Consider the following 14,426-nt stretch of genomic DNA (forward strand, 5'->3'; position numbering starts at 1 on the left):
GCCACTCGCGCACGACGTCGGGGCGTCGGCCGGCTGAAGGCGCCTGGCTGGCGCCCGGCCAGGCGCCTGCTCGATCTCTCTGATGCCCGCTGGGAGTTGATTGAGCCGGTGCTCTCAGCCCGGCGCTTCGAGCGCCGCGGCAGGGCCCTGGACTTCGGCCGGCCGCCCGAGCATGACCTGCGCGAAATCATGAACGCGATCTTGTACGTGGACCGCACCGGCGTGCGATGGCGCTACCTCCCGCACGACTTCCCGAACTGGAACACGGTCTACGGCTACTTCGTCAAGTGGCAACAGGAAGGAGTGTTCACCCAGCTCAACGGCCTGCTCCGGCAACTCTTGCGGGAGAAGGAAGGACGGGACGCCGAGCCATCGGCCTGTGTGATCGACGCCCAGAGCGTCAAGACCTCCAGCAGCGTTCATGCCTCCAGCCAGGGCATCGACGCAGGGAAGAAGATCGTGGGCAGAAAGCGGAACATCGTCACCGACACCATCGGACTCCTGCTTGCCGTGCTGGTCACCGCGGCGAGCGTGCAGGACTCCGTAGCTGGCACCCGGCTCCTGGACCAGGTCGCCGCCGAACACCCCGGCATCCGCAAGGTGTGGGTCGACGGCGGCTACCGCCAGCACCTCGTCGAGCACGCAGCCACCCTCGGCATCGACATGGAAATCACCGCCCGCACCCCTGGGAGGGGGATTCACCCCGATCCCGAAGCGGTAAGCGGTCGAACGAACCTACGGCTGGCTGATGTTCCACCGACGTCTCGCCCGTGACTACGAGCCCCTGCCCGCCCGCTCCGAAGCCGTGATCCACCTCGCCATGACCGACCTGATGGCCCGCCGCCTCACCGATGAGGCCACCATCTCCTGGCGCGACCCGACACCATAGGCTAAACAGCAGATTCCGGGATAAAACATCAGAAGCAAACGACCTCTAAGAGGCGGCCGCGTCCCGGTTCTGGCTCGCTGCCCAGCTGGCCAGCAGCTTCAGGGCGTCCGCGGCCGGGGTGTAAGGATCGGCGCTGTACACGGTGATGGACAGCCCCTCGTCGCCGGGCAGGGCCAGCGACTCGTGCACCAGCTCCATCTCGCCCACCGCCGGATGGTGGAACCGCTTGGTTCCCTCGGTGAAGACGTGCACGTCGTGCGCGCCCCACATGGTGCGGAAGGCGTCGCTGCGGGTGGACAGCTCACCGATCAGGTTCGACAGCTCCCGGTCGTAGGGGTTGTTGGCTGCCTCGACCCGCAGCACCCCGACCCCGTCGCGGGCCACGCGTTCCCAGTCGGGGAACAGCCGGGCGGCGCGGGGGTCGAGGAAGACGAACCGGCAGGTGTTGACCGGCTCCGCCTCGAACACCTCGCTGAACAAAGCGCGGGCGAGCGGATTGGCCGCCAGAATGTCCATTCGGTTGTTGCGCACGTACGCCGGCTGGTCGTGAAGTCCCTCGACGATGCGCAGCACACTCGGCCGCACGGTGGCCTTCTTCGGGCGGTGCCGGACCCGGGCCCCACTGGTGTTGGCCGCCCGGGCGAGCGCGTAGAGGTGATCCCGCTCGGTGTCGTCCAGCCGCAGGGCCTGGGCGAGGGCGTCCAAGACGCTGTCGGAGACCCCGGTGAGGTTGCCGCGCTCCAGGCGCGTGTAGTACTCGACGCTCATCCCGGCGAGCATCGCGACCTCACCGCGGCGCAGCCCGGGCACCCGCCGCTGCCCGTACACCGGCATGCCCGCCTGCTTCGGTGTGATCTTGGCGCGGCGGGACTTGAGGAACGCGCTGACTTCGGCCCGGTTGTCCATGGATCCCAGCGTAGGAAAGCGAAGCGATCAGTGGGGGTCCCTGTCAGTACCCCTCACAGCATGGACTCCCATGAACTCCGCCCTTGTCATAAAGAACGTCATCGACACCCGTCTCTTGCCCGAGAGTCAGTCCTCACCGGACTGTCGCGCTGGCACTGTCACGTTGGCTGACCGGTGGGATGATCTTCGGATCGATCAGGCTGGGAGGGGTCGTCCGTGGGGAGTGCGTCGCTGTCGTACAAGGGGCACCGGTATCCGGTCGAGGTGATCTCCCACTGTGTGTGGCTGTACTTCCGTTTCCCGCTGTCGTTCCGCGAGGTCGAGGAGCTGATGCTTGAGCGCGGCGTGACCGTCTCGTACGAGACGGTACGGCGGTGGTGCGGCAAGTTCGGTCAGCAGTACGCCAACGCGCTGCACCGCCGACAGCCTCGACCTGGGGACAAGTGGCACCTGGACGAGGTCTTCGTCAAGATCAATGGGGAACAGAAGTACCTGTGGCGGGCCGGCGACCAGGACGGCAACGTCCTGGACGTCCTGGTGCAGAACCGGCGAGACAAGGCCGCGGCCAGACGCTTCTTGCGCCGCCTGCTGAAGAACACGGGTGCGGTGCCGCGGGTGATCGTCACCGACAAGCTCCGCTCCTACGGCGCCGCCCTCCGCGAGGTCATGCCCTGCGTCGAGCACCGCTCCCACAAGGGGCTGAACAACCGGGCGGAGAACAGCCACCAGCCAACAAGGCAGCGCGAACGGGCGATGAAAGGCTTCCGCGGCACCGGCGCAGCCCAGCGGTTCCTGTCCGCGTTCAGCGGCATCTCACCCCACTTCCGACCCCGACGCCACCGGCTGTCCGCACACCACTACCGAGCCGAAATGAGCATCCGCTTCGCAATCTGGGAGCAGATCACCGGCGCCGCCTACCCCTCCACCACGGCCTGAGCACAGCCCGGAACCGGGCTCCACCACGCCACGACGCACCATCAGACACCTACCCACCCAACAACGTGACAGCGCCTCCGCCACCGCTGTGACCTGCACCGACCCGAGCAGAACACCGCCTCCGCCGCCATCGTCTGCGGCAGCGGATCACCACACTCCCGGCAGTACCGCCGAGCCGTCCCGCCAGCCCTCACAACTCAGATCATCCAGGCGCACGCACCTCACGGCCAGGGATCAAAAACACCTACTGAAGATTCTGGGACACAGCCGTGCCCCGCCAGGCACCCCACATGGGGAACTGGGCGGGGCACCGCCGAGTCCGGGGGCCCGCAGCCGAGTGCGGCCGCTCAGGTTTCGGGCATGACCCGACCCGCCCCACTCACCTCCAGCAGCCGGCCCAGATGATCACGGCGCTACTGCACGGAGCTCGGTGGGACCATCCCCGCGGATACGGGGAGCAGGACTCCGGTGCCGTCCGTGTGGGCCTCGATGAGGGACCTTCCCCGCTCGCGCGGGGAGCAGGAGGCCGGGCTGACCCATGCCGAAGCGGCCGAGGGGCCATCCCCGCTCGTGCGGGGAGCAGCCTCACCTGCGAGTTTGCGTCACGCATGCGCCGTTCGCAGGCACTTTCATCGAATGGGTCATATCGCCCACCTAAAGCTGAACCGGCGCTAGCTCAACCCGACGAGGTGTCGTCCCTGCGGGTGCGGGGAGCACGTCTCGAGGTCTGCGGGGTTGAAGAGGTAGGCGGGACCATCCCCGCGGGTGCGGGGAGCACGCGGTTTCGTTGGTGTGATCGCCAGTTGACGGCCGACAGGGGGCGGGTCTCCATGTTCGTCGCGGGCGCGGCCAGCGCAGCGAAGTGGGGTCGGACACCCCGGCGACGGTGGCAACCAGCAGCACGGCGGGGCAGCGGCGCCCGGACGATCTCCGGCGGGGTCTCGGTTTCCAGCTCGGTGAACTGCCGCTCGGTGTAAAGGCAGTGCCAGATCCCCGGGGCGGTCCGGCCGGCCCGGCCGCGCCGCTGCCGCAGCCCGTGCTGAGAATGCGGTACCGGTTCGGTCGACTCGATGGCGGTTGCCGGATCCCAGAAGGAGCGGTTGATCAGACCGGTGTCCACGACGTGGCGGATGCCGTCGATGGTCAGCGAGGTCTCCGCCCGGGTTGGTGGCGAAAATTACTCGGTAGCGGGTGCCGCGCCGACGACTCTCCGGCCGCAGGGCGCGGCTCCGTTGGGCGGCGGGCAGCTCGCCGTACAGCGGCAGCAGCTCAAGCGCGTCGGCGATCCGGCCCATTTCTGGCTCTGCTCCGATGAGTTGGGTGGTCTCCTTGATGGCGGTCGTGATACCGCCGCGTCCGGTGAGGAAGACCAGAACGTCTCCCTGGTGGCACTCGACGTCGGCCGGGATGTCGGCGGGCCGGTCGCCGGTGGCTATCCAGCGCAGCAGTTCCACCACGGTGGACGCGGCGCGGGCCGGCATCTGGGCGGGCCAGGAGGCGACGGGCAGTTCCGGACCGGCCCACCAGCGTTCATACACCTCGTGAATGACCTTGCTGCGCATCCGGGACACCAGGACATCGCCGCACGCCGGGGATTCCCGGAGCCCCACATCCTTCAACTGTGCCCTCAAGACGCTGTACGGCATCACCCCACGCGACCACCGCCACCAGACCCAGCACCCCGGAATGACTGCAGTGCGCTGAGAGCCAACAACCGTGCACCGGATGCCAACAACACCATGAACATATCCAGCATGCTCATGCCCAGTCCGGTAACGCCAACCGAAGCGAGAGGTCCCCCCTCATGCGAGCCGACATTTTCAAGGGCACGCGGCACATGCTGGCCACTGCCGCCGCCACCGCCAGCCTGCTGGTCGGGTTCACTGGCGCCGCCCAGGCCGAGAACTCCAGCCCGGAAGCTGCGGCTGCGGCTGAATGCACCGACTGGTGGGGTCCGAACATTGACACCGGCTCGGGCAGGCTGAGGAGCTCCTACAACCTCAAAAACGCCCCCTATGCGAGGTGTGACAGTGTTGCCTCCCTGGGATCCAACACCCTCATATACTTTCACTGCTGGGCCGAGAACGACCACGGAAATTGGTGGGTCTACGGGAGAGTCGCGAACACTCAAACGATGGGATGGATGTCCGTAGACAATTTCTCGAGCTACACGAGCGATTCCAGCGCCGGAGCGAAACCCCGCTGCAACCTGAATTAGGCTTTCCTTTTCGCACGGCCCGCCGGTTGCCTTGAGTACCAGCGCTTCGGACCACCTCGGCTTACAGTGGTTTGACATTGCAGCCCCCGGGGAGAGCAGGCTCAAGGCGGGCCCCGGGCGTCATCGCTCGGGGCCTCATGCTGCCGACCCCCCGCACCCGAGGTCGCGGCCTCAGCGCAAGCCGCGCCGCCCACGCTGCGGGGGAAAACCAGCCGAACGCAGAGTGGTTCGGCACCGCGTTCCACTCCACCGAGAGCACGCAATCGGGAGGCCGGCTACATATGTGGCCCTGGGGCGTTGCGCATGCTGCGGGTCCGTTTCACATCGGAAGACCTGCGGAATGTCGCGGAAGATCACTATTGCCCATCGCGTGGATCCGATATGGGAGATCCTGCTCAGCCTGCAGGAGGACTTCAATCCCTTGGTGTTCGGTGAATTGCGCCGCCGCACGGCTGCCGCGCTTCCCTCCAGAACCCGATTGCTACTGGAACTCGCGCGACCATGGGGCTATTCCCCGGACTTCCTGACTCCGGGCCGGGCCGGGGCGGGGCAGAATTTCCCGATCAGCTCGAACGCGTCCTGTGCACGCCCACACACACGACTCCGGAACGATCTGGTCCAACTGGCACGGGAAGGCTCCACGACGCCTCCCGTCGCCCAGCTCGCAGCCGGTTCCAGCCAGCTGATGTGCCACCTCGGAAGTGCACTGACCACCTACCACGAGATCGCCCTCGCCCCCTATGACTACCGTGCCAGGAGTCCGTCGAAGCCGACCTGTTGCGGCGCGGCCAGGCGCTGCTAACCGGCGACGTCGACGGCTTGTTCGCCGGACTCCGTCCGCGACTGGAGTGGCAGCCTCCGCTCCTCAGGATCCCGGTCTATGCCGATCAAAAGATCCACCTCGACGGTCGCGGGATCGTCCTCGTCCCGTCCTTCCTCTGCCGCATCCAGCCCATCATGCTCCTGGACAGCACCCTGCCACCCGTTCTCGTCTACCCCGTGAAGCCGCAGTTCGGCTGGCTGCGGCCCACGACGTCCACCGGGGAGACGAGTCGCGCCGAGGCACTCGGCGCGCTCCTGGGCCGCGCCCGGGGTGCCGTCCTGGAGGCCGCCGCGGCCGGCGGCAACACCAGTCAGCCGGCGCAGCGGGCGGGGGTGGCGTTACCGGTCGTCAGCCGCCACACCGCCGTGCTGCGGGAAGCCGGCCTGCTGTCGATCCGGCGCAGGGCCAACTCCGCGTATCACCGCGCGACTCCGCTCGGCCTCGCCCGTACTGAACGGCCAAGTGCCCCCCTGACCCATGAGTTTGCGGTGGGCGGCAAACACTGTCCGCCCACCGGGCGGGCCTGACACAGTGTCCGCGGCAAGAGCGGATCACTGTGCGAACCCGGGAGGACCCTGATGTCACCGCATGCACCGGAGGGACCGAGCCGCCGCAGCCTCGTCGTGGGCGCCGTCGCGGTCGCGGCAGGACTCTCCGCCGAGCGGACCGCGGCCGCCGACTCCTCACGCGGTGCTCCCGGCGGGCAGAGAACGCGTACGGCCGCCATACCGGCCGGCACAGCCGACACCGTCACCGTGGGACCGGGCCACACCGCCCGGACCCTGGCCCCGTGGGGCACACCGCTCCAGGCCGGTGCCGCAGCCCGACATGACGACGCCGCAGGTCAGACGCGTCAGGTGGGCACACACCACAGCGGTCTGCACTTCGAGCCACTGACGGCCGCCGGCCAGGGCCTGCTGGTGATCAGCCACGAGTACGTCGACGAGTCGCTGCTCTCCTCCGACGGCCCGCGCACCGACACAGCCGACGGGCACCTCGCCAAGGCGCTCGCGGCGACAGGCGTGTCGGTCGTCCACGTCCGGCGGCATGCCGAGGGCTGGCGTACGGTCACCTCGCGCCGCAACTGGCGGATCACCGGATCGACACCCGTCACCTTTTCAGGCCCCGTCACCGCGGACCATCCGGAGCTCCGCACCCCGTACGCCGCACGCGGTGTGCTGGGAGCGAGCTTCAGCGGTTCGACGCCGTGGGGGACATACCTGGCGTGCGAGGAGAACTTCAACCGCTTCTTCGGCACGGACGACGCCTCGTGGAGACCCGATGAGCTTCAGCGGCGCTACGGCCTCAACTCCTTCGGCTACGGGCATCGGTGGCACCGGGCGGACGAGCGGTACGACCTGGCCGCGCACCCCCGTGAGGCCAACCGGCACGGCTGGATCGCCGAGATCGACCCTCTGCGGCCGGGCAGCACACCGGTCAAGCGCACGACGCTGGGCCGGTTCAAGCACTCGGGCGCGACCCTCGTCGAGGCGCACGGCAAGGCCGTCGTCTACAGCGGGGACGACGAGAACGGTGGCTACCTGTACAAGTTCGTCGGCGGTACCCCGTGGCGACAGCGGCTGATGCAGCAGAAGAGCCCGCTGAACGACGGGACGCTGTACGTGGCCCGGTTCGAGGAGGACGGTTCGGGCCGCTGGCTCCCGCTCGTCCACGGACAGGGGCCCCTGCTGCGCCGCAACGGTTGGCGCGACCAGGCCGACGTCCTGCTGCGGGCCCGGCAGGCCGCTGACGCCCTGCGGGGCACTCCCCTCGACCGCCCGCAACAGACCGCGGTCCACCCGCGTACGGGTTACGGCTACCTGGCCCTCGCGGGCGGCACGTCGACCACCGTCTGCGGACCGGACCCGGCGGCGGCGCGCACGGCGAGCCCGGCCGCCGGCAACCGGCACGGGCACATCCTGCGCTGGCGTGAGCAGGGCGGCGATGCCACGGCCGCCGCCTTCCGCTGGGAGTTCTTCGCGACGGGCGGGGAGCTCTTCAGCTCGCCCAAAGGCCTGTCCTTCGACCGCGCCGGCCGACTGTGGATCTCCACTGGGCACTCCGGTGATGCGTACCAACTCCTCGGCAACAACGCCCTGTTCGTGGCCGATCCGACGACGGGAGTGCTCAGTCGGGTGGCCACGGGACCGCGCGGCGCCGAACTGACCGGGATTGCGCACACCCCCGACGGGCGGGAGGTGTTCGTCAATGTCCAGCACCCCGGCGAACGAGGGGCGGACGACCCGGGGGCCGCAAGTGCCTGGCCCGGCCACGATCCAGCCGATCGCCCGCGTTCGGCCGTTGTGGCGCTGGCCCGGAGCTGAGCTCCGACCGAGCAGCGGTCGTCGAGTACAAGGCGAGTACGAGTACGAGGAAGGACGCGACGTGGTCTACATCGTTCCCCGTTCAGCATGGGGCGCCAAACCGGCCAAGCAGCCGGAAGAAGGCTCATGGGCCCCTTGGAACGGCGGGGTCGTCATCCACCATCACGGGTCCGGCGATGGTTACCCCAAGGCCAACCATCAGGACTGCTACAACCAGGTGCTGGGAATCCAGGACCAGGCGATGAACGTGTCCTGGTTCGAGGAAGAGATCCTCGGCAAAGACGTCTACGACGACATCCCGTACAACTTCCTTGTCTGCCAGCACGGATGGGTCTTCGAGGGACGGGGCCTCGGCGTCCGTTCCGCTGCCAACGGCAGGGAGATTGCCGGTTCCAACCAGAACTACTTCGCCGTCATGGGGATGATCGAGCTGGACGACGCGCCCTCACAGGCGATGCTCACCTCGATCAAAGAGCTGATCGCGCAACTGCGCCAGGAGAAGACATGGCCTGCGGGTAAACTGATCAAGGGCCATCGTGAACTGTTGTCCTCCAAGGAGTGCCCCGGCCAGCTGTTCCCGTACGTGACCAACGGGTCACTGGAACCCAGCCCGCCTGCACCGGTGCCGGTGCCGGTGCCGGTGCCGGCCTCAGTGCCGATCTACTCACGTGCCGACTGGGGCGCTCGCCCACCCAACGCCGTCACATGGGTCGAGCCAAGCGCCAGAACGGGCTTCACCGTCCACTACTCCGCCGGCCCGTCCTCGCAGACCCCACGGCAGATCCAGAACTACCACATGGATTCCAACAGCTGGGTCGACATCGGCTACAACTTCCTCGTCGACCGGGCCGGCCGGGTCTACGAAGGCCGCGGCTGGTACGTGGAGGGAGCCCACGCCACCAGCCACAACACCACGCACATAGGCGTCTGCTTCATCGGCCGCGACGGTGAGGCGACCGCCGCCGCCCTGTCGGCCGTCCGCGCCCTCTACACCTATGCCAACCAACTCACGAACAAGACTCTCGCCAGGACCTGGCACGGCGGCCTCCCCGGCCAGTCCACCGAATGCCCAGGCTCCTCGCTGCGCGCATGGGTTCAGGGAGGCATGGTCGGTGACGACGTCCCGGTCACCGGCGGCTCCGGCGACACCAGCGGCGGCGGCATGAGCTCGGTGCGCACGGTGGCCGCCCAGCAGCGGGCCGTCAACGGTCTCGGCCACTCGCCCGCCATAGCGGTGGACGGCCTCTGGGGTCCGAAGACCGATGCGGGAGTGCGGTGGTTGCAGACGAAGGTCGGTGTCACGTCCGACGGTCTGTGGGGCCCGGGAACCGAAGCCGCGTACCGAGCCGCGACGGGTGACAGCGCCACGGGGGGCATGGCCTCCGTCCGCTCGATCACCAAGCAGCAGTCGGCCGTCAACGGTCTCGGCCACTCGCCCGCCATAGTGGTGGACGGCCTCTGGGGTCCGAAGACCGATGCGGGAGTGCGGTGGTTGCAGACGAAGGTCGGTGTCACGTCCGACGGTCTGTGGGGCCCGGGAACCGAAGCCGCGTACAACGCCTACCTGGACGAAGGCGCGCTCCTGACCGTCGACGGCGCCTTCGGCGCCGCCACCATCGAGGCCACCCAACGCGCCATCGGCGTCACGGCCGACGGCCAGTGGGGACCGGGCTCCATCCGTGGCCTGCAGAACCACCTCAACACGTGGAGCGCGGCAGGGCTGACCGTCGACGGAGCCATGGGGCCGGGCACGATCAGGGCTCTTCAACGGCACCTCAACACGATGGTCTCGGCTGGTCTGACGGTAGACGGCCTCTGGGGCTCTGCAACTGTCAGCGCCCTTCAGAGAGCGCTGAACCTCGCCAAATTCTGACCCGCGACTTCGAGTCCCCATTCGAGCCGGGGCGGTTCAGGGGGTGCCCCGACGTGGTCGGAGCACCCGCATTGGGTGTTCGGGGGCCTGTTTCAGGCTGCGGTGCGACGGCCGTGGGAGTCCTGCCGGATGGATGGTTGACCGGCAGGGCTGGTCTTGTGCCAGGTGCGGCAGACGGCGATGACTGCGTCGTATCCAACAGTGAGGGCGGTCAGGCCGAGTGCCATGACGGTGTCGCTGTCGTGGAGGACGTGGGTGAAGTGCAGGGTGGCGGTGGCGGCTATCGCGGGGACGGCAAGTGTGCCGGCTGGGCGGCGAATGGCCTTGATGTTGGTGTACCAGCAGGCCCGGACGTCTTTGGGCGGGATCACGCTGAAGCGCCATCCGGGGCTGGTCTGCGGTGCGTCACCCTGAGGGGTGTCGGGGATGAGGGTGAGGTTGTTCATGTGCGCTGTCCTTGGTGGGCGGCCGGAGCGTTCCGGCCGGGTCCGGGCAGGGGTCGGTGCACGGTGGTGACGGGTCAGTCGTCCGCCTCGTAGTCGAACAGGTCGTCGTCATCCTCGTCTTCGAGGAAGGCGTCGATGGGGTTGAGCTGTTCGAGGAGCGCGGTTTCGTGCGCGAGGACGCGGCTGACGCGGCGGGCGTCCCAGATGTTGCGGGCGATGACGAGGCCGTCACCGAAGGGGACTTCGCCGGTGACGGCCTTGTACATGTACTTGCTGGCTTCCCAGGGCTTTTCCAGGAGCTCGCCACTGCCTTGGAGCCGGACGATCATTCCGTGGCCGATGGCGACGGGCAGGATCGCGGAGTCCAGGACGTGCTCGGTGAAGTGGACCGCCACGGGCACGGCCCCGCCGAGGACGGCCTGGACGATGGCGGCGGTGGTGTCGTAGGGGAAGAGGGGTTCCTTGTAGTGCCGGCGGATCCGGGGTGCGAGGTGTTCCAGGGAGCGGGGAAGCAGGACGTAGTCGGGTGCGGGGTCGGCGACGACGGGGTCGCCGACCATGGCCTGCCAGCCGTCAGCGAGGGTCAGACGCCAGGATCCGGAGCAGTCCGAGAGCAGTGCGGTGCTGGGGGTGACGGTGGCGGCGTACAGGGGGTGGTGGGGGACGTGGCGGGCAGCCGTTGAGAACTTCGGCAAGTGCGGCCTGTCGGCGGGGTCGACGGAGAGCTGGTAGCGGGTCTTGTCGGCGACCCAGTCGGCGGCGTACTGGCAGTGGCACCCCTGGTGCGGCGGGAGCCATGTGCCCGGGTCCTGGTCCGACTTGGAGCGGTTGCTGGCCGCGGAGACCGCGATCAGCGCGCGTTCGTCGTCCTGGTCGTTGGCGTACGCCTCACGCAGTTGGGCGGTCCACGCGCGTGCTCCGCTGTCCCAGGCTTCGGCGAGCAGGACGAGGTGGTCGGCGTCCAGGCTGCGGGCGCTGTCGAAGTGCCGGTCGTCGTAGGGGCAGGAAGAGTCTGATTTCAGCCTCCGTATAAAACGGAGGGAAGTTCTCCGGTAAGCCAGGGGTGTCCCCCTTCGACGACGACCGGCTGTACGAAGCCGTCAGCACGCTGTCAGGCACTCACGCACCCAACAACGTTACAGCGCCCTTCTACGAGCCGAAGTCCATCGTCTTCACGAAGCGGCGGTCCGTCACCGACGGACCGTCCTTCGTGCCCGCCAGCACCCAGTAACCGGCTTCTTTCCGGGGCGTGTTGAAGCCGAACGTGCCGATCAGCAGCTCGTCCCGGCCGTCCGCATCCAGATCGCACAGCACCAGATCCCACCCGAACTCGTCCCTGTCGCCGGAGTGCGTCGGCTTGCCACCGAGGCCGATGGAGTACCGGTCGATCCGTGTCGGGGTTTCGGTGGTGAGGCCGTCGGGGGTGCCCAGCCGGACCGAGACCCGGCCGATGCGGCGGTCCTCGCCGAGCGACTCGGTGGCCAGGTCCGCGTAGCCGTCGCCGTTGATGTCCCCGGTGACGGCGCGGGACAGGTGGAGCCTGTGGAGGTCGGTGGTGGAGCGGCCCTGCCCAGGGCCCTGCTTGCTGCCGTAGACGACATGCGTTCCGCCGGTGTTCCCCGTCAGCAGATCCACGCGCTTGTCGCCGTTGAAATCGGCGGCGACCAGCGGCTCCCCGCCGGAGGAGGTGTCCTCCGCCCTGATGCCGGGGACGGGCGCCGCCTCGCTGAGGCCTTTCTCCGTGCCGCGGTAGTACGAGCTGCCGTCGACCTCCGGCATGTCGTCGTCTTCGAAGCGGGCGTCCTCCTCGTCGTACTGCGCCTTCGTCACGAGGTCGTCGCGGCCGTCGCCGTCGAAATCGCCGATCGCGGTGTGTACCACGGGCACCCAGCCCTCGTGGCTGACATCGATCCGGGTGGTGGTGCGGGGTGTCGCGTGGGAGCGGTTGAACGGGCCGTGCAGGACGGTGGCGTACTGCCGCTTGCCCTGGTGGCCGGAGTCGCTCACTGCCTCGTCGAGGGTGAGGAGATCGAGCGCGCCGTCCCCGTCGACATCTCCGGTTCCGATGGGCTTCGCGATGCTGCGCGAAAGCACGGTGGCACCGGCGGCATCCTTGGAGCCGCCCCAGACGATGCGCCGATTCGAGGTGTACTTCCCGTCGGGACTGCTCAGCACGTTGTCGACGACGACATCGGCATGGCCGTCGTCGTCCAGGTCTCCGGTGAACTGGGCCGACCGGTCCTGATAGGCGGGGGCGGAGGTCAGCCGGGGATCAGGCTTCGCCCAGCGGTGCGCGAGCCGTACGGCCTTCGCCGGGTCGAGGCCGGAGGGCGAGGCGAGGGCGACGAAGCGGTTGTTGTACCACTTGCCGCCGGTCTTCGGATGCTTGTACCAGCCGTTGACGAGGGCGTCGTCCTTTCCGTCGCCGTTGAAGTCGCGGCGGTTGACCCCGCCCTGGTCCTGCCGGGCAGGGGCGGACCAGGCGGGGGCCGGCCCGCTTGGCGTCTCCTCGGACGAGCCCTTGTTTCCGCCCTCGGAGGAGCAGGCCGCGACGACGGCAGCCACGCAGAGGACGGCGGCCAGGCGGAGATACGGACGGTGCATGCCGCCAGTGTGCGCACCCGGGTGTCACAGGGCGGTAGAGGCCAGATCCCGATGCGGAGCTGCAGGCCGGCGATCGCCGGCCTGTCCAGCAGGGCGTGCAGCCACGGCCAGTGGTGGCGGCGAGGCTCAGACATGGCGCCTTGAGCTTGGCATCGTTGCCCAGCCGATCGGCCTCTGAGAGCGGGCACGGAGCTGTGGGGGCCGAAGGGGATGACCCAACTGGCGGGCACCCGGCGCAGGTCAAGTTTGTCGTGATCGTTCAGTACACACGCAAGACTAAGGACGGGAGGTACGAAGCCGGCCGTGGACAGAAGATCGGCGTCATCAACGCCTTCTGCCGAAACCAGTCACAAAACAAGTGCCCCACATGGATGAACCAGTGATCGATTCCGAAGACCGAGAGCAGCAGGCGGCTGTCAGCCGCCTGCTGCTGTACTACCTCAACGCGCCCATCGCTGAGGGCTGCCGCCTGCGCGGGGTCCTGCCCGCCCCGGGCGCCGTCCGGATCGCCGTCCATGCCGGAGACGACGAGGACGGCATGACCTTCCTGTACGAGATCCCCCACGACACCGTCGCCCCCTACTACATCCCCGGCATCCTGCGCACCGTCCTGGCCGGCACCCAGCTCTACAGCAGCAGCGACATCAGCGAAGCCATGGGAATGACCGTCATCCGCCTCCGTCCCGCGGAGCTCACCCCGGACCCAGAACCCGAACAAGGCCAGGCACTCACCGTCCTGCGCGCCTTGTCGAACCCCGATGACGAGGAGAACCCCTTCCTGATCGGGTTCCTGCTCATGGGCCACAGCCTGTTGCGCCTATACGTGCAGCGTCCCGATCACCCAGGCATCATCGGCGTTGACACCCGCCTCACGGGTACGCCCACCGCGCTGATCGCCTCCCTTCCGAGCCTCATCGAAGAAGAGCAGCACCAATGCCCGTCCTCCGACGACCCCCACTGCGATCTCCTCGTGGACCTGACCGACTGGTAGCACATCCGAGCCGCGCCTGGCAGATGACGTCTCCTGCCAGGACCAGCCGTGTGCAGCCATGCACTCTGGCTTCGCGAATGCCCCGGCACCCCGACGTCCTCGCCGCCCAGCGGAAGGAGCGTGCTCCCATCCGCAGCGAGAAGCTCCTGCGCTGGGGCGGACGACCAACGAAAGTCGCGTTACCTCGATCAGGGCACCGGCAACACGGGCGCCATGACCGATGATCGTGAGGCTCTGCAGGCCGGCTGCACATCGAGCTGGGACTCGCCTTGGCCAGCCTGGTAGCGCTTTCTTGACGGATGGGAATGCGCCATGCCATCGAAGGGCCCGGGTCGATCTGCAGCGGGTTCGCGCTCGCCGCTGTTCTGACCGCTCGTTGACCAAGCCAACGGGCACCTCGCCGTTGGCGGGGCGCG

General features: G+C 68.2%; 11 protein-coding genes and 1 pseudogene. 8 read left to right on the forward strand and 4 right to left on the reverse strand.

Annotated features, from left to right (window positions below):
• The first annotated feature begins 66 nt into the window (after positions 1–66).
• Positions 67–889 (forward strand): annotated as a pseudogene (locus tag OG622_RS01730) (IS5 family transposase).
• 45 nt (positions 890–934) lie between these two features.
• Here the strand turns inward: OG622_RS01730 and OG622_RS01735 are convergent.
• Complete coding sequence (locus OG622_RS01735; RefSeq protein WP_371572598.1) at positions 935–1,795, reverse strand: helix-turn-helix transcriptional regulator; 861 nt, start codon at positions 1,793–1,795, stop codon at positions 935–937.
• A 216-nt stretch (positions 1,796–2,011) separates the two neighbouring features.
• Between OG622_RS01735 and OG622_RS01740 the strand changes: the two genes are divergently transcribed.
• From OG622_RS01740 to OG622_RS01760, 5 genes are all read left to right on the forward strand, one after another.
• The gene (locus OG622_RS01740) at positions 2,012–2,731 is read left to right on the forward strand and encodes an IS6 family transposase (protein ID WP_371572600.1); all 720 of its coding nucleotides are present in this window, start codon (positions 2,012–2,014) and stop codon (positions 2,729–2,731) included.
• Between the two features lie 1,359 nt (positions 2,732–4,090).
• The gene (locus OG622_RS01745) at positions 4,091–4,276 is read left to right on the forward strand and encodes a hypothetical protein (protein WP_371572602.1); all 186 of its coding nucleotides are present in this window, start codon (positions 4,091–4,093) and stop codon (positions 4,274–4,276) included.
• 1,492 nt (positions 4,277–5,768) lie between these two features.
• On the forward strand, positions 5,769–6,299 hold the full coding sequence (locus OG622_RS01750; RefSeq protein WP_371572604.1) for an ArsR/SmtB family transcription factor: 531 nt from the start codon (positions 5,769–5,771) through the stop codon (positions 6,297–6,299).
• A gap of 51 nt (positions 6,300–6,350) precedes the next feature.
• Entirely contained in the window at positions 6,351–8,096 is a 1,746-nt protein-coding gene (locus tag OG622_RS01755) for a PhoX family phosphatase (RefSeq protein ID WP_371572607.1), read from the forward strand.
• Between the two features lie 61 nt (positions 8,097–8,157).
• Entirely contained in the window at positions 8,158–9,969 is a 1,812-nt protein-coding gene (locus OG622_RS01760; protein WP_371572610.1) for an N-acetylmuramoyl-L-alanine amidase, read from the forward strand.
• A 92-nt stretch (positions 9,970–10,061) separates the two neighbouring features.
• On the opposite strand, the gene OG622_RS01765 is transcribed toward OG622_RS01760, so the two are convergent.
• Both OG622_RS01765 and OG622_RS01770 read right to left on the reverse strand, forming a co-directional pair.
• A complete protein-coding gene (locus OG622_RS01765; RefSeq protein WP_371572612.1) occupies positions 10,062–10,415 on the reverse strand; it encodes a hypothetical protein in 354 nt (117 codons plus the stop codon).
• Between the two features lie 74 nt (positions 10,416–10,489).
• Positions 10,490–11,110 (reverse strand): hypothetical protein, encoded by a 621-nt coding sequence (locus tag OG622_RS01770; protein WP_371572613.1) that lies wholly within the window; start codon positions 11,108–11,110, stop codon positions 10,490–10,492.
• A 43-nt stretch (positions 11,111–11,153) separates the two neighbouring features.
• Between OG622_RS01770 and OG622_RS01775 the strand changes: the two genes are divergently transcribed.
• A complete protein-coding gene (locus OG622_RS01775) occupies positions 11,154–11,414 on the forward strand; it encodes a hypothetical protein (protein ID WP_371572615.1) in 261 nt (86 codons plus the stop codon).
• 150 nt (positions 11,415–11,564) lie between these two features.
• Here OG622_RS01775 and OG622_RS01780 read toward each other — a convergent pair whose 3' ends face one another.
• On the reverse strand, positions 11,565–13,019 hold the full coding sequence (locus tag OG622_RS01780) for an FG-GAP repeat domain-containing protein (RefSeq protein WP_371572617.1): 1,455 nt from the start codon (positions 13,017–13,019) through the stop codon (positions 11,565–11,567).
• Positions 13,020–13,398: 379 nt separating this feature from the next.
• Between OG622_RS01780 and OG622_RS01785 the strand changes: the two genes are divergently transcribed.
• A complete protein-coding gene (locus OG622_RS01785) occupies positions 13,399–14,010 on the forward strand; it encodes a hypothetical protein (RefSeq protein WP_371572619.1) in 612 nt (203 codons plus the stop codon).
• Positions 14,011–14,426: the final 416 nt, after the last annotated feature.

It is taken from the genome of Streptomyces sp. NBC_01314, from assembly GCF_041435215.1.
GTDB lineage: Bacteria > Actinomycetota > Actinomycetes > Streptomycetales > Streptomycetaceae > Streptomyces.

What these genes read in the sequence shown, in the direction of transcription:
- OG622_RS01735 (WP_371572598.1), bottom strand. Translation starts at nt 1,795, where the DNA reads ATGGACAACCGGGCCGAAGTCAGCGCGTTCCTCAAGTCCCGCCGCGCC.
- OG622_RS01755 (WP_371572607.1), top strand. Translation starts at nt 6,351, where the DNA reads ATGTCACCGCATGCACCGGAGGGACCGAGCCGCCGCAGCCTCGTCGTG.
- OG622_RS01780 (WP_371572617.1), bottom strand. Translation starts at nt 13,019, where the DNA reads ATGCACCGTCCGTATCTCCGCCTGGCCGCCGTCCTCTGCGTGGCTGCC.
- OG622_RS01765 (WP_371572612.1), bottom strand. Translation starts at nt 10,415, where the DNA reads ATGAACAACCTCACCCTCATCCCCGACACCCCTCAGGGTGACGCACCG.